This is a genomic window from Proteobacteria bacterium CG1_02_64_396 (assembly GCA_001872725.1).
GTDB lineage: Bacteria > Pseudomonadota > MNWR01 > CG1-02-64-396 > CG1-02-64-396 > CG1-02-64-396.
The window spans coordinates 27,334-42,080 of the sequence record MNWR01000017.1 but is presented as its reverse complement, the minus strand read 5'-3'; the positions used below and the strand labels follow the sequence as shown (position 1 = coordinate 42,080).

At 64.0% G+C, this 14,747-nt stretch carries 11 protein-coding genes; 9 read left to right on the top strand and 2 right to left on the bottom strand.

Annotated features, from left to right (window positions below):
- Positions 1-81 precede the first annotated feature (81 nt).
- The 3 genes from AUJ55_02110 to AUJ55_02100 all read left to right on the top strand — a co-directional run bounded on the left by AUJ55_02110 (position 82) and on the right by AUJ55_02100 (position 4,416).
- On the top strand, positions 82-885 hold the full coding sequence (locus AUJ55_02110) for a hypothetical protein (protein ID OIO60522.1): 804 nt from the start codon (positions 82-84) through the stop codon (positions 883-885).
- A gap of 274 nt (positions 886-1,159) precedes the next feature.
- The gene (locus tag AUJ55_02105; GenBank protein OIO60521.1) at positions 1,160-4,252 is read left to right on the top strand and encodes a hypothetical protein; all 3,093 of its coding nucleotides are present in this window, start codon (positions 1,160-1,162) and stop codon (positions 4,250-4,252) included.
- Positions 4,210-4,416, top strand: a complete 207-nt coding sequence (locus AUJ55_02100) for a hypothetical protein (protein OIO60520.1) — start codon at positions 4,210-4,212, stop codon at positions 4,414-4,416. The genes AUJ55_02105 and AUJ55_02100 overlap by 43 nt, the downstream gene beginning before the upstream one ends.
- Before the next feature lie 45 nt (positions 4,417-4,461).
- Here AUJ55_02100 and AUJ55_02095 read toward each other — a convergent pair whose 3' ends face one another.
- Together AUJ55_02095 and AUJ55_02090 are read right to left on the bottom strand one after the other, a co-directional pair.
- The gene (locus AUJ55_02095) at positions 4,462-5,070 is read right to left on the bottom strand and encodes a hypothetical protein (GenBank protein OIO60519.1); all 609 of its coding nucleotides are present in this window, start codon (positions 5,068-5,070) and stop codon (positions 4,462-4,464) included.
- Complete coding sequence (locus tag AUJ55_02090) at positions 5,060-9,166, bottom strand: hypothetical protein (protein ID OIO60518.1); 4,107 nt, start codon at positions 9,164-9,166, stop codon at positions 5,060-5,062. Before AUJ55_02090 ends, AUJ55_02095 begins: the two co-directional genes overlap by 11 nt.
- 442 nt (positions 9,167-9,608) lie before the next feature.
- Here AUJ55_02090 and AUJ55_02085 point away from each other — a divergent pair, with 442 nt between their 5' ends.
- The 6 genes from AUJ55_02085 (at position 9,609) to AUJ55_02060 (ending at position 14,591) form a co-directional block, all read left to right on the top strand.
- Positions 9,609-9,992 (top strand): hypothetical protein, encoded by a 384-nt coding sequence (locus tag AUJ55_02085; GenBank protein OIO60517.1) that lies wholly within the window; start codon positions 9,609-9,611, stop codon positions 9,990-9,992.
- 145 nt (positions 9,993-10,137) lie between these two features.
- Positions 10,138-10,518, top strand: a complete 381-nt coding sequence (locus tag AUJ55_02080) for a hypothetical protein (GenBank protein OIO60516.1) — start codon at positions 10,138-10,140, stop codon at positions 10,516-10,518.
- Between the two features lie 12 nt (positions 10,519-10,530).
- Complete coding sequence (locus tag AUJ55_02075) at positions 10,531-11,280, top strand: hypothetical protein (GenBank protein OIO60515.1); 750 nt, start codon at positions 10,531-10,533, stop codon at positions 11,278-11,280.
- Positions 11,277-11,861 carry a hypothetical protein gene (locus AUJ55_02070; GenBank protein OIO60514.1) on the top strand — a complete coding sequence of 195 codons (585 nt, stop codon included), beginning with the start codon at positions 11,277-11,279 and terminating at the stop codon, positions 11,859-11,861. Before AUJ55_02075 ends, AUJ55_02070 begins: the two co-directional genes overlap by 4 nt.
- The gene (locus tag AUJ55_02065) at positions 11,858-12,304 is read left to right on the top strand and encodes a hypothetical protein (GenBank protein OIO60513.1); all 447 of its coding nucleotides are present in this window, start codon (positions 11,858-11,860) and stop codon (positions 12,302-12,304) included. Before AUJ55_02070 ends, AUJ55_02065 begins: the two co-directional genes overlap by 4 nt.
- Before the next feature lie 664 nt (positions 12,305-12,968).
- Positions 12,969-14,591, top strand: a complete 1,623-nt coding sequence (locus AUJ55_02060) for a GGDEF domain-containing protein (protein ID OIO60512.1) — start codon at positions 12,969-12,971, stop codon at positions 14,589-14,591.
- Positions 14,592-14,747: the final 156 nt, after the last annotated feature.

Genomic DNA, 14,747 nt, shown 5'->3' with positions numbered 1-14,747 from the left:
CGCAGCGCATCCACCAACCGTCGGTCGGCTTGGCCCGACAGGTCGGGCTTGCCCAACGACCCTCCCCCGAAGGAGCCCCCCATGACCCTGCCCCGCGTCGGCATCTTCAGCCTCACCGGTTGCGCCGGGGATCAACTGGCGCTGCTCAACCTTGAGCAAGAGATCCTCGAACTGGTTGCCCACATTCAGGTGGTCACCTTCGGCATGGCCGATTCCCGCCTCGACGACGGTGGTCCGCTCGACATCGCCTTCGTCGAGGGGAGCGTCTGCACCGAGGCCGAAGAGCGCAAACTCAAGGCGATTCGGGCTAGGGCCGGACACCTGATCGCCCTGGGGACCTGCGCCGTCTGGGGAGGGATCCCCGCCATGCGCAACACCATCCCGGTCGAGGTGCTCAAGGCCCAGGTCTACGGCCACACCCTGCCCGCCATCAACCAGGATGAAACCAAGGCGCTGCCGCTGTCGGCCTTTGTGGCGGTCGACGGCGCCATCCCCGGCTGTCCGGTCACCCGCACCGACCTGTTGAGCGCCCTGGGCAACCTGCTCAACGGCTTGCCGATTCCAACCGAGGATCGCACCGTCTGCACCGAGTGCCGCATCAACCAAACCCCCTGTCTGGTCGAGCAAAAAGCGGTCGTCTGCTGCGGCCCCCTGAGCCGCGCCGGTTGCGATGCGGTCTGCACCACCTTCGGTCAACCCTGTACCGGCTGTCGGGGGCCGGTGGACGATCCGGCCATCGACGCCACCGCCGAGCTCTTTGCCGGCAAGGGTTTGAGCAAAGAGGCGGTGGTCGCCGCCCTCAAACGCTACTCGGCCCCCGCCTGGGTGGGGGAGCAACTGGCCGAACGTTACGCCGCCGACCCCCAACATTTGGGCCGGGGGTAAGTTGAGGGGGGTGATCCCGTGCGCCCCTCGTCGGGTCCCCGGGAGGTGGCCCCATTCGGGGACAGGCCTCCCCTTGGGCGGCCGCCTCCAGTCCCCTCTGTTGTGTGATCTAAGCCACCAAAATATTGCAAGTCGTTCTCATGCGGCGCAGACTCCAATTCCGAGTATTAAACTCGGGATTTTGGTGCGGGGTTGATGTTCGAACCCTGCCAGACCTGGGGAATGGGGCTTGAGAGTGTGGTGCGCGGTGCTCCCAAGTCCTATGGGGGGTGCTATGAACCTACTAACCCGATGGCCCATGCGTTGGACGTTGCCCCTGTTCTTGAACGGGGGTCTGCTTCTGGTGATGGTGGTGGCCCTGATTGTGTTCAGGCAGTCGGCCCTCGACCGACTTGAGTATGATTCCCAAACCGCCCTGCTGCGCGATTTAGCCGCCCTGAACGACGAACTCCACCAGGCCGGTCCCCAGGTCGCCCCTTTGCGTCTGCTCGAATGGAACCTCAAAGGGATGGCCGGCTCGTCGCGTTGGCGCGAGGCGGTGGTGGTCGATCCCTCGGGGCGCATCCTGCTGTCGCTCCACACCCCCTTGCTCGGTCAGCGGATCGAGGCGGCGTTGCCGGTACCCTCAACCGCGTTTCCTCCCCTCGGTCCCGATCTTCTGCAAACCCGGTTCTCCTCCCCCTATCTGTTGGGTGCTCTGGCGGTTTCCCTCGGCGATTCGAGCGTGGGACGGCTGCTGGTGGTCGAGGATCTAAGCACGGTACGTGGCACGGTGTTGTCCGAGGTTGAACGCCAGGTGTTGTACGGATCGATCCCCTTGTTGCTGCTCGGTTGGGGGATGTGGTGGTTGCTCCACCGCGCCGTCGCCCCACGTATGAACCTGCTTCGCTCCGCCGAGGCGCAGTTGGCGGCGGGTGATTATTCGGTGCAACTCAAGCTGTCGGGGCAGGACGAGCTGGCCCGGATGGGGCGGGCCTTCGATGTTCTGGTCGAGCATTTGGGACGTGAGCGGGCCCGCGCCCAGGAGCAGGAGGATCTGCTGGTCACGATCCTGGAACACAGCCCGATCATGGTCTTTTTGAAGGACGAACAGGGGAGGTATCTGCTCGGCAATCGGGTGCTTGCCGAACAGGCGGGAATCGAACCGGGGGCGTTGATCGGTAAGGTGGACCGTCAGTTGTGGTCTCAATCGGTGTGGCAGGTGTTGGAGGAGCACGACCGGCAAACCCTGGCGGCCGGATCGCCCCAGGTGTTCGAAGAGGTGCTGGGCCACAACGGCGGGCGCCGCACCTACCTGACGGTCCGTTTTCCGCTCGACGGCGACCGGGAGGGGGGTGCGCGGTTGGGGGGGGTCGGGACCGACATCACCCGGCGACTGAGCCTGGAGGGGGAGCTGCACCGCAAGGACGAGTTGCTCGCCTGTCTGGCCTTCACCGCCGAGCAATTCCTGCTGGCCGACCCTTGGGGCGCGAGGGTGGCCGTGGTGCTCGAACACCTGGGGCAGGCGGCCGAGGCTCCCCAGGTTTACCTCTACAGCGAGGCTCCCCCCTTGATGCACTTCTGGCGCATGGGCGAGGGGATGTCGAGCCGCCATGTCGCCCTGGATGGCTTAGGGCTGCGCTGGTGGAAGGGGGCGCTGTGCCACGAAGGGGTGTTGATCCGCGACCGGATCCACTTCACCCCCTCGGAGTGGGCGGTGCTCGAACCCCATGGGATCGAATCGCTGCTGCTGGTCCCCATCGCCACCGCACAAGGGTGGTGGGGCTTCCTCGGCCTGGCCAGTGGTGCCCCCCGCCGTTGGCGCGCCGGGGAGATCGAGGCGCTTCAGGCCCATGCCGGGTTGATCGGGGCGGTGGTGGCCCGCCACGACGCCACCCGCGATCTGGCCCACAGCGAAAACCGCTTCCGCGCCGTTTTCGAACAAAGCGGCATCGGCATGGTGGTGACGGCCCGGGATGGGCGCTTTTTGGCAGTGAACCCCGCCTTTGCCGGAATGCTCGGCTACACCCCGCAGCAGATGGTGGGCTGGACCTTCCTGGCGATCACCCACCCCGAAGACAGTGCCATGAATTTCGAGCTCTACCGCCGTTTCATTGCCGGGGAGATCGACGATTACACCCTTGAAAAAAGGTACCTGGGCCGGGACGGTCGTACCGTGTGGGCCAGGCTGGTGGTGCGTAGGCTGCGCGAGGAGGGGGAGGGGGTGGTGTTGGCTTTGATCGAGGACATCACCACCCAGAAAGAGATGGCCCAGGCGTTGGAACAGGCCGAGGCCCGCTACCGCAACATCATCGCCACCAGCAACGAGGGGTTCGTGGTGGTTGATCCGGGGCTGCGCATCGTCGAGGTCAACGACGCCATGCTGCGCATCCTGGGCTATCGCCGCCATGAGGTGCTGGGGAAGCGGGCGATTCGGTATACGGCCAAGGAACACTGGGGGCTCTTGCGGTACTGGCGCCGCCACCCCGACCAAATTCCGCAGCGCGAGATCGAGATGACCGCCTGGCACCGACAAGGCCATACGGTCGAGCTGCTGCTGAGTATTTCGCCGTTGCACCAGGAGGGGCGGCTGGAGGGTTACGTCGCCTTCGCCTCCGATTTGAGTCAGCGCAAGCGGGTCGATCAGGCGATTCTGGCAGCCAAGGTTTTCGAGCGGACCAGCGAGGCGGTGGTGATTACCGATGGTGATGCCAACATCGTCGACGTCAATGCCGCCTGGGAGCGGGTTACCGGCTACCGCCGCGAAGAGGTCGTGGGCCAAAACCCGCGGATCATGCGCTCAGGCAGGCATGACGCGACCTTCTACCAGAAGATGTGGCGTGCCCTGCTGGAGGAGGGGCGGTGGGAGGGGGAGATCTGGGACCGGCGCAAGGATGGGCGGGAGTACCCCAAACACCTGGTGATCGACGCCGTGCGGGGGGAGAGCGGAGCGGTCACCCACTATGTCGGGATCTTCACCGACATCACCCAGGCCAAGGCGCGCGAAGAGACCTTGCACCGTATGGCCCACCGCGACCACCTGACCGGTCTGCCCAACCGGGGGCTTTTTCTCGACCGGCTTGAACAGGCGATGCAGCGCACCCGGCGCAGCGCGGAGCCCTTCGCCCTGCTCTTTCTCGATCTGGACGGTTTCAAGGGGATCAACGATCGCCTTGGCCACCGGGTTGGCGACGAGGTGCTGATCGAGGTCGCACGGCGACTGACCGGCATCGTGCGCCAAAGCGACACCGTCTGCCGCCTGGGGGGGGACGAGTTCACCGTGTTGTTGGGGGAGGTCGAGGGGGGCTCGGGGGGCAACAGGTCGCCGAGAAAATCCTGGTCGCCTTGGCCCAACCGATCCCCACCGAGGTGGGGGAGCAACATCTAACCGCCAGCATCGGCGTTGCGTTTTATCCCGGCGACGGCGACACCGGACCTGCATTGATCCAAGCCGCCGACCTGGCCATGTACCGCGCCAAGGCGCTGGGCAAAAATCGATACCACTTGGCGGGCGACTACACGGCGCCGAAGCCAAAGCCGAACCGGGTTTGAACCTCACCCTGGACGACCCTTGGCAGCCCTCGCAGAAACAGCCATTCAGCCTTGGCCAAGCACCGCCAGTTTGACGAGATCCGCCAGACTATCGGCCTGCAATTTGCGCATCAGGTTGTTGCGGTGAACCTCCACCGTGCGGTGGCTGATGCCCAACCGCAAGGCGACCTCCTTGTTGGACAGCCCCTCCACCACCTGGTCGAAGACCTCGCGTTCTCGCGGGCTGAGCAGGCCGAGTCTCTGCCGCGCCTTTTGGGCTTCGGCCTGGGTGACGCGTTGTTTTCGATCCGAGGTCAGGGCGCGGCGCACCTGTGCGATCAGCACCAAGCCGGGGACCGGTTTTTCAAGAAAATCCAGCGCCCCCTCGTGCACCGCCTCCACCGCCATGGGGATGTCGCCGTGGCCGCTGAGAAAGAGGATGGGGATATCGCACCCCCGCTCCTTGAGGATGCGCTGGACCCTTATGCCATCCATCCCCGGCATGGCCACATCCAGCAACAGGCAGCCCGTATCGTCGGGTTGAACATGGGCCAAAAATGAGGGGCCGTCGGCGAAGTCCCGCACCACGAATCCCTCCATTTCGAGCAGTTGGCACAGGGCGTCGCGCAGGGGGTCGTCGTCGTCCACGACGTAAATCAAGGGTTCAGTCGGCATCGGTGGGAACCATCGGCAAGGTGAAATGAAAACAGCCGCCGGGGGTGCGCGGTTCGACCCAGAGTTGCCCGCCGTGGGCCTCGATCAGACCCCGGCTGATGCGCAGCCCCATCCCCAGTCCGTGCGCCTTGGTGCTGGCAAACGGCTCGAACAGTCGTGCGGCGGTCGGGGCGTCGACCCCGGGACCGCTGTCCTGAACCGTCACCTGCACCATCGGCTCGGTCTGCCGGATGCGTATCCGGATCGTCCCCTGCGCCACCCCCGAGCCGTGAATGGCATCGTAGGCATTGCGCAGCAGGTTGAGCAGCACCTGCTCTACCTGAACCTCCACCCCCAACACCGGCACAAGCCTCCCCTCGATCTCGACCGCCAGCCGGATGTCGTCGCCCAGGGGATAGGAGGCGATCAGGTCGCAGACCCGGCTAAGGGATGTCCTCAGGTTCATGGGGGCCGGGTCGATGTGGCCGCGACGGATGAAGCTGCGCATGTGGCGGATGCTGTCGCCCGCCCGCAAAGCCTGCTGGCCGATTTTTTCAAGGTTGGTGGTCAGACGATGGGGGATCGATCCGGGACGGCTCAGTTGTTTCAGGCTGGCCTCGGCGTAGGCGGCGATGGCGGCCAGCGGCTGATTGATCTCGTGGGCCAGAAGGGTGGCCATTTCATTGGCGGTTTGTAGACGCTGCAAGCGAGAGGACTCCTCCAGCCCCGCTCGGGCCTGCGCCTCGGCCTGCTTGCGGGCGTCGATGTCGAGCATGATGCCGTGCCAAAGGGTGGCGCCGTCGGGTTGCAAGTCGGGCAGGGAGCGACACTCGACCCAAGTGTCGGGCAACCCCGAACGGCAGATGCGGAATTCGACGTAGAGCGGACCCAAGGTCTGGGCCGATGCGGCGATGGCCCGATCGACGAGCGGTCGGTCGTCGGGGTGGATCAGATCGAACAGGATCGCCGCATCGTCGCGCACCTCCTCGGGAGTCAGGCCACCGAGGTTCAAGGTGCCGGGGCTGGCGAAGGGCATACTCCTGTGGCCATCGGGGGTCATACGCAGGGCGAACGCCAAACCGGGCAGGGTGTTGATGAAATGTTGCAGGCGGCGCTCGGTTTCGCGGATGGCGGTGATGTCGCGCCCGAAGACGAGGGTGCTGATCGGGGCGCCGTGTTCGTCCCGTTCCGGCACGACGATGATCTGATGATATTTCAACCCGTTTTCAGCGGGGACGGGTAGCTCCAGGGTGAGCAGCTTACCCCGTGCCACGGCGCGGTTGGTGGCCTGGCTAAGGATGGAAAAGCGACCGTCGGTCCAGACCTCGTCGGGACGTTTGCCGATCACCTCCTCCAAACGATTCACCCCAAGCAGTTGCATGAGCTGCCGATTGAGGTAGCGAATGCGGTGCTCCAGGTCGTAGCGGATGATGTGGTCGGGGGAGCTCTCGGCCAGGCTGCGAAAATCCTGCTCGCGAGCCGAGACCTCCTCTTGCAGACGGTAGAGCTCGGTCATGTCGCGCCCCAACCCCAGCACGCTGACCACCGACCCATCCGGCCCGAATTCCGGCACCATCTTGAGATCGTGCAGACGCAAGCCGCCATCCGGCGCGGGTATGGCGACCCGTGTCAGCAGCTCGGGTGCGCGACGGGTCACCACCCTGGCGATGTTGCCGTCGGCCTCTGCCGCTTCCGGGACCAGTTCGCAGGGCCGCTTGCCCACCACCGCCGCGTTGGAGATTCCCACCAGCCGTTCCAGGGCGGGGTTGATGTAGAGGTAGCGCCCCTCACAGTCCCAGCGCGCCACGTGGTCGGGCAGGTTTTCGGTCAGGGAGCGGAACGCCTGCTCGCTGCGGGCCAGACGATCTTGAAGGTCTTTACGCTCGCGGATGTCGCGCACCATGGTGAGGCCGTACCGCTTCCCCTCGTGCATAAAAGCCGAGCCGATCACCTCGACCGGGAAGATATGCCCCTCTTTGTTGCGATGGCGGGTTTCGAAGGTTTTGGACCCTTTTTGGTACTCGTCTCGGAGCGCGAAGCAGGCTTCAAGGGTGATGTCGGGGTCGATGTCGGGGGGGGTCATGCCCAGCAACTCTTCGCGGGTGTAGCCGAGGGCGCGGCAGGCCGCCTCGTTGACCTCGACGAAACGCAGATGCTCGTCGCTTAAAAAAAAGGCTTCGCTCGACTGGTCGATGGCTCGCTCCAACAACGCCATGCGCTGCTGGGCCGCCTTGCGTTCGCCGATGTCGCGTGCCATGGCAAGGTGGAGCCACACCCCATCGTGGAGGAAGACGCTGCAATTCAACTCGACCGGGAAGAGGCGCCCCTCTTTGGTGCGGTGACGGGTTTCGAGGGTTTGGGTGGAATGGTTGTCCGTGCGCATCATGGCCATGCAGGCCTCACGGGTGACGTCGGGGTCGATGTCGAGGGGGGTGAGTCCGAGGAGCTCCTCGCGGGTGTAGCCGAGGGCGCGACAGGCGGTCTCGTTGACCTCGACGAAGCGCAGCGTCTCGTCGTTGACGAACAGCGCCTCCCCCGATTGCTCAATGGCCCGCTTCAGCAACTCCATCTGTCGTTGGGCCGCTTTGCGCGGCGTAATGTCGAGCATGATGCCGTGCCATGCGGCGCTGCCGTCGCTCTGGGGTTCGGCTTTGGAACGGACCTCGATCCACCGCTCCGGCTGGCCCGGATGCAGCACGCGGACCTCAATGTGAAAAGAGCCGGGGGACCGGGCCGATTCGGCCATGGCCGCTTCGAGGCGGGATCGGTCGTCGGGGTGGGCCAGGGCGAGCAGCGGCGCCATGTCGGCGCGAACCTCTTCCGGTTTCAGGCCGGTAAGCGCTTCGATGCCGGGGCTGGCGTAGGTGAGGCGGGGCGGCCCCTGATGGGGGCGGTGCAGGGTGTAGGCAAAGCCCGGCATGTTGGTAAAAAAACGGGTCGCCTGGCGCTCGGACTCGCGCAAGGTGGTGATGTTGCGACCGATGCACAGCACCGTTTCCACCGCCCCCCCCGGACCCCGCTCGGGAACCAACAGGGCGTCGAAATCTTGCCCATGACCGCCGACATCGGGGATGTGCAGATCCAGGCGCCCCTCGGTGCCACTGTGCACCACCCCATCGATGGCCCGCGCCAGCTTGACCGCCTCCCCCTCGTTCAGTAAGGCGCCGTCTTCGGGCGTTTTGCCCAGCAGCGTCTCGGCGGGACGCCCCGCGATCCGGCATGCCGCCGCGTTGGCGTACAGACGCCGCCCCTCCCGGTCGTAGCGGAAGATGGGATCGGGGTTGTTCTCGGCCAGGGTGCGAAATTCGCGTTCGCGCCGCTCCAGCGCCCCCTTCATCCGTTTGCGCTCGGTGATGTCGAGCAAGATGCCGTACCACAGGAATGCCCCGTCCGCCTCTCGGGTTGGCAACGCCCGCAGCTCGACCCAGCGTTCGGCTTGGCGCGCTTCGTGGACACGCAATTCGAGCTGAAAAGGGGCCAGGGATTGGAGCGACTCGGTGAGGGCGTCGACCAGCAGGGGGCGGTCGTCGGGGTGGATCCGTGCGTACAACGGCGTTGCATCCTCACGGACCGCCTCGGCGCCGAGGTCGAAGAGGGGTTCGATCCCCGGACTGACGTAAGGGAGGCTGTCGTGCCCCTCGGGCGAGCGGCGCAGAACGCAGACGATGCCGGGCATCTTTTCGAGTAGATGGTGCAGCCGCCAGCGGGTCGGGTTGGGGGCGGAGATATCCCGGCCAAAAGCCAACACCCCGACGATGCCCCCCGTTTCATCCCGTTCGGCCACCACCCGAATTTCGGAATAGACCCAGTGTTGCGCGCCAACCTTGTGGTCGATCTCAAGGGTCGATTCCTCGCCGCTTTGAGCGGCCAGCCGCACCGCCCGCTCCAGGGCGGCATACCGTCCATCCGGCCAGATCTCGGCGATCCGTTTGCCGAAATGCGCCTTGGGATCTATCCCCAACAAATCGGCCAGCCTTCGATTCAGGTAGCAGACCCGTCCGTCGGTGTCGTAACGGATGATGTTGTCGGGCGAGTTTTCCACCAGACGGCGGAACGAGGTGTCGTCCGGAAGAACGCCCGAGGCAGGCTGCGCAGGGTCGGTCACAACAGCGGGCATGGGTTCTAAACCCTCCATGGGAAAAGGATTGGGCCGATCGCCTCGGCTGGGCGGGGGGCCTTGGCGGTTCTCGTGCGTGCGCGCGGTTGAATACGTTCCGATCACGTTGGGGGGAAGACTGCCGGGCGGTGGCGTGGCGGCGCAATACGTATTTCTACGTAGTCGGCGCCAGCGGATTTCGAGGCGTTTGAGTGGCCATGAGGTCGTCCAGCGGCCATGGCCGCTGTGTCGGGCGGCTTGATCGGAGGGGGGTGGGGATTTTCCCGGCGGGGAGAGGGTAATAGGTATTCGTACGAATGTTGGCGGGGCGGTTCGATTCTTAGCATTCCCCCACGTCGGCAGCGTTCATCCATACCAAACGCATCGACGAATTCCGGCGCACTCGACCGTTGTTGACGGTCGCACCCCATAGCACCCCGAATGATCGGAAAGGCACCCGCGTATGAAGGACATCCAAATCGATATCGCCCAATTGGACGCTTGCATCGAGGAGCTGAAATCGCTGCTCAAGGATGCCCTTATCGCCACCGATCTCTGGACGCCCGATGGCCTCTCACTGGGTGGGCATTACGGACAGTCGCCCGCAGTGGCGTTGTTTACCCGAATCACCGGGGAGTTGCGCGAGACCCTGCACCATTCCGGGTTCCCCGGGCTGAGCCGCTATTACCTGAGCGATCTCGATCATGACCACATTGCCATGGTGATTCTTCATGGCGAGGACATTCAGCAAGGTCTGTTGCTGAACAGCAAGAAGGTGAACCTTGGCGTGCTGCTTGCGGTGGTCGTGCCCCGCGCTCTTGCCATGGTCGCCAAGGCCCGCCGCTGAATCTCTTTAGGGAAGTGCCGATTCAAGGCTCCTGCCCTGAATCGGCACGCTTACGTTCCTGATTTTGGCGGCCCATCTGTGGACCGCTCGGAAGCGCCATTCAATCAGCGCTTCCTTTACCCCGCCCAATAGGAGCCCTTGAGCCATGAACGATATCGATATTGCGGCCCTCGATCGATCCGTCGAATCGGTACGGTCCTTCCTTAAAGAGGGGCTCATCACCACCGATATTTGGAATCGTCGCGACGGTCTGTCGTTGGCCGGTATCAACCAACAGCCCGCCGCTGTCGCCCTGTTCAACCAGATCACCGACGCGCTTGAAGAGGCCTACAGGGCTACTGAATTCCCCCCGCTCAACCGCTTCTACATGCTCGACCTCGAAACCGACAAGACCATGCTCATCATCCGCCACAGCAAGGAGATGTTGCAGGGGATCATGCTCGATACCACCAAGACCAATCTGGGCATGTTGCTTTCGGTGGTTCTGCCCCGTGCGCTCGATGATGTAGCCAAGGCTTGTCGGTAAAGGGAAAGCGACATGACAGCCCCATCATCCATTCAAACCTTATGGACACCGCATCCGGAGTCGGCCCAGGTCCAGCGGTTCAAAACCTTGCTGGAACAGTGCGCCGGGGTTTGGGTTTGGGTGAGTGAGCCGCAAGGGGCGGGGTGGATCGTGATCGATGCGACTATGGCCCTGGGGCAGGCGCTGGAGGCTTTGCCTTCAGCGGGATTTAAGGCAAGGAAGATCGCGTTGGCCCACAAGCTGACCGATCTTCCCGACGGCAGCTGGGTGTTTTGCCAACAACCGGTCACCGCGAACGGGGTGACCCTCATTGTGAAGCACCTACTGAGGATGCGTGTCGATGTGGGCCGCCAAACCGCTGCCCCAACGCAGCACCTCCCCCGTGCGCAGGCCGCCCCGTCGGAGCCGCAGGTTCAGAGTCGGGGCGATACCCCCCCGGCGCAGAGCCTCCCGGAGCGCCAAGGGGCGCCGTGGAGGGGGAACTACCTACGGCTGAAACGCTGGCCGAATCTCAGCCGCTACCAAGACCCGCAAATGCGTTTGCTGGCGGCCACCCGAAAAATGCTGATGGGGTATGTCCCGCACGAGGAGCTGACCGCATTCGTGGGGGATGCCCAGATGCTCGACCGCCTGCTCGCCGACACCCATAAGGGGGGCACGTTGCAGATTCGCTCGGATGGGGGCGGGGCCTCCGGGGGCGTGGTGCGTTCCGACTCGGCCGGTCCCAGTCTCTTCCAACGCTTTCTCAACAAATTCCAATGACCATCGATACCGTGCAGTTAGGCCATAACCACGAGCGCCGGGTTGTCTTCGTCGGCCCCTTTGGGGTGGGCAAAACCACCGCCCTGCGTGCGATTTCAGATATTGCCGTGGTCGATACCGACGTTTTCACCGCCGAGCGCCACAAGGCCAACCCCGAAAAAGCCAGGACCACCGTCGGGTTCGATTACGGTGAGATCAAGCTCGATGAAAAACAGCGTATTGCCCTCTTCGGTCTACCGGGGCAATACCGCTTCGACGCCATGTGGCAAACCTTCCTGCCCAGCGCCGTTGCCGTGGTGTTGTGGGTCTACGGCGATGCCCCCCAGGCCGAACGCGACTTGGGAATCTGGCTTGAGGTTCTGCGCCGCTACATCGCCCCCGAGGTTCTCTCGGTGGCGGTGACCCGTATGACCGAGCCGGTGGAGGAGGAGCAGCTTGAAGGTTTTTACAACGTGCTTGCCCAGTTCAACCCCTTGGCCCCTTTGATCTGCGCCGATCCTCGACGCCCCGAGGATGTGCGCTCCGCCGTGGCCATGGCCCTTTCGGCCATCAGTGTTCCCGATTTGGAGATCAGTGCATGAGTTCGTCCGGCCCAGTTCTGGGGTGGAAAACCGATTCCGTCGCCTTTGGCCGTTTTGTTCAGCCCGCCCTGGAGGGGTTGCCGCAGCGGTTGACCCACAAAGGGTCGGCGGTGCTCTGCTCGCCCGACGGTTTCAACCTGTGTTCGGTTGGGGTGACCAGCGACCAAATCGGCAAGATGGCGGCCCTGGCCAGCTCGTTGATCGCCATCGGCGAGGCCACCGCCAGTGCGGTGCACACCGACGCAGCGTCGGCCGAACAACTCGATCTGCTCACCCTGCAATCGGGCTCCCTCACCACGGTCTGTATCAAGGTGCCGTGTTTGGATTCCTACCTGCTGTTGATGGTGAGCGCCCATGCCACGGCGCTGGGGGTCGTGCTGACCGTCACCCGCAGCGTGGCCGACGAGGTTGGAAAGCGGTTGACCCGGCTGCGGGGGATTTGAAGCGGATTGCCCCCAGCGGCGCCCTTACATACGAAAGCCATAGATCGGCCCGTCGACGGATTCGATGGGTCGACCGGGGGTGGCGGCATCCCCCCACCATCGCCGCCGCCCCCACTTTGCCCTCCCGTCGACCCATCCCTCACGACGGGAGGGCATTTTTTAGGGAAGCGCTGATTCAAGGCAAAACTCCGCCATGAAGCTTAGTAGGCACCCTGATGCGACGCGGTAGGAGCGCCGCCCCCGGCGCGATTGCTCTGATGCGACGAGGTAGGAGCCGCCGCCCCCGGCGCGATTGCTCTGATGCGACGCGGTAGGAGCGCCGCCCCCGGCGCGATTGCCCTGATGCGACGCGGTAGGAGCGCCGCCCCCGGCGCGATTGCCCTGATGCGACGCGGTAGGAGCGCCGCCCCCGGCGCGATTGCGTCCCCCCCCGCCGCGTCCCCATTCCCCCCAACGCTGTCGCCCCCGCGACTGCTGGATCCCCGCCTGCTCTGGGATGACGCCGGGATGGGGGTTTTCAGGTTAGGCCTGGACCGACGCAGGGGCCATTGCGCGCAGGAGGCCACCCCGTGGCCGAACCTCAGGTCCGACATACTCCCAGGGAAACGCCGAATCAATCGGCGCTTCCTTAGATCGAAGAAAGTCCTGCCAAAGGAGTCGCCCGGTGGCGCACCCACGAGCATCCGAAAAAAACGCCATCCCCCTCGCCGAAGCGATGGCGCTGCCCGGCCTCAATCCCCCCTTCCCGAACGATTCCTCCTCCGGCCCGTATCGGGGTGAGCAGATCGATCTGCTGTACGCCCATCTGCCCGCCTCCATCGCCATCAGCGCCCTCCTTGCTGTGATTTTGGTGTTCGTTCAGGCGTCGGTGATCGACCCGACGTTGCTGCTGGGTTGGTCCGCCGCCCTCGCTGCGGTGTTGTTGATCCGCACGGTTTTGTACCTTCCCTGGAAACGACAAAACGATTCCGCCAGCCCGTCGGATGCGAGTCGGCGTCTGCGCCGCTTCCGCATGGCCGCCATTGCCACCGGCATCGTCTGGGGGATTGGCGGGGTTTTGCTCGCCCCTTCCGGCGACATCGCCCACAAAATCTACGTCGCCTTTGTGTTGGCCGGTTTGTGTGCCGGGGCCGCCACAACCTTGGCCATCGATCCGATTTCAACCCGAGGTTTTCTTTTTCCGGTTTTGCTGCCGCAAATTGGGTTTCTTTCGAGCGAGGGGGACTCGATTTCGCTCGGCATGGGGGCGATGACGGCCCTGTTTTTGGTGTTCCTGCTCTCCAGCGCCCGCCAATCGCGCCGTCGGATGGAGGAGAACCAACATCTGCGGCTCAAGGCGACCGAGAACGAGCGGCAGTTGCACCAAATGCTCGAAACCAGCCCCGTGGCCACCCGGATCGCCGATGCCGATACCTTCAAGGTGATTTTTGCCAACGCCAGTTATGCCCAGTTGATCGAATCGACCCCGGAAGAGGCCATCGGGACGGTCCCCGTTCAGTATTACGCCCAAGCCCAGGATTATTTCGATGTACAGGTGGTGTTGGCCAAAGGGGGGCAGGTGGTCAACAAACTGATCGAGATTCGGGCCCCCAAAGGGGAGCACTGGCGCAAGTGGGTGCTGGCCTCCTACTTTTCGATGGAGTATCAAAATCGACCGACGGTTTTGGGTTGGTTTTACGACATCACCGACCGCAAGCTCAAGGAGGACCGGGTCGAGCACCTGGCCTACCACGATCCCTTGACCGGCCTGCCGAATCGCTCGCTGTTTCTTGATCGCCTGCAACAAGAGATCGCCCGTGCCGCTCAGATCAAGGGGTCGGTGGCGCTGATCTTCGTCGACCTCGACGCATTTAAGCCGGTCAACGACCGTTACGGTCACAACATCGGTGATGATTTGCTCAAGACGGCGGCGGAGCGAATTCGCAATTGTCTGAATCGCAAAACCGATTCGGTGTCTCGCATCGGCGGCGACGAGTTCGTGGTGTTGCTCCCCGCGATCAAGGATGAACAGGGGGCGGTGGCGGTTGCCGAGCACATCTGGCTGTCGCTGAGTCGGCCCTTTCAGGTCGAGGGGCAGAATCTCAACATCTCCTCCAGTCTCGGGGTGGCGCTCTATCCCGATCACGCCCAATCGGAGGAGCAGTTGATCCAATGCGCCGACCGGGCCATGTACCACGCCAAAGGCGAGGGGCGGGATTGCGTCCGGGTTTATCGGCAGGGGATGGGGGGCGAGGGCGGGGGGTATGACGGGTCGGGTGCGCGGCGTTTGGCCGCAACCGACGCCTGAAGCGGCGCTTCCTTAAGTAAGACAACCACCAACGGTGGTTTCGACATTTTTGTGCCACTGGGGCGGTATAAACTCCGGTATAAATTGACCGAGAGGTTATGCTCCATCACCGCGCCGTGCTGGTAGGCGATGCCGGTGTTTGACGTAGGCCGAACG

Bases quoted from the DNA above. Each gene is read 5' to 3' on its own strand.
- AUJ55_02110 (OIO60522.1), top strand. From the start codon at position 82: ATGACCCTGCCCCGCGTCGGCATCTTCAGCCTCACCGGTTGCGCCGGG.
- AUJ55_02105 (OIO60521.1), top strand. From the start codon at position 1,160: ATGAACCTACTAACCCGATGGCCCATGCGTTGGACGTTGCCCCTGTTC.
- AUJ55_02095 (OIO60519.1), bottom strand. From the start codon at position 5,070: ATGCCGACTGAACCCTTGATTTACGTCGTGGACGACGACGACCCCCTG.
- AUJ55_02090 (OIO60518.1), bottom strand. From the start codon at position 9,166: ATGCCCGCTGTTGTGACCGACCCTGCGCAGCCTGCCTCGGGCGTTCTT.
- AUJ55_02085 (OIO60517.1), top strand. From the start codon at position 9,609: ATGAAGGACATCCAAATCGATATCGCCCAATTGGACGCTTGCATCGAG.
- AUJ55_02080 (OIO60516.1), top strand. From the start codon at position 10,138: ATGAACGATATCGATATTGCGGCCCTCGATCGATCCGTCGAATCGGTA.
- AUJ55_02075 (OIO60515.1), top strand. From the start codon at position 10,531: ATGACAGCCCCATCATCCATTCAAACCTTATGGACACCGCATCCGGAG.
- AUJ55_02070 (OIO60514.1), top strand. From the start codon at position 11,277: ATGACCATCGATACCGTGCAGTTAGGCCATAACCACGAGCGCCGGGTT.
- AUJ55_02065 (OIO60513.1), top strand. From the start codon at position 11,858: ATGAGTTCGTCCGGCCCAGTTCTGGGGTGGAAAACCGATTCCGTCGCC.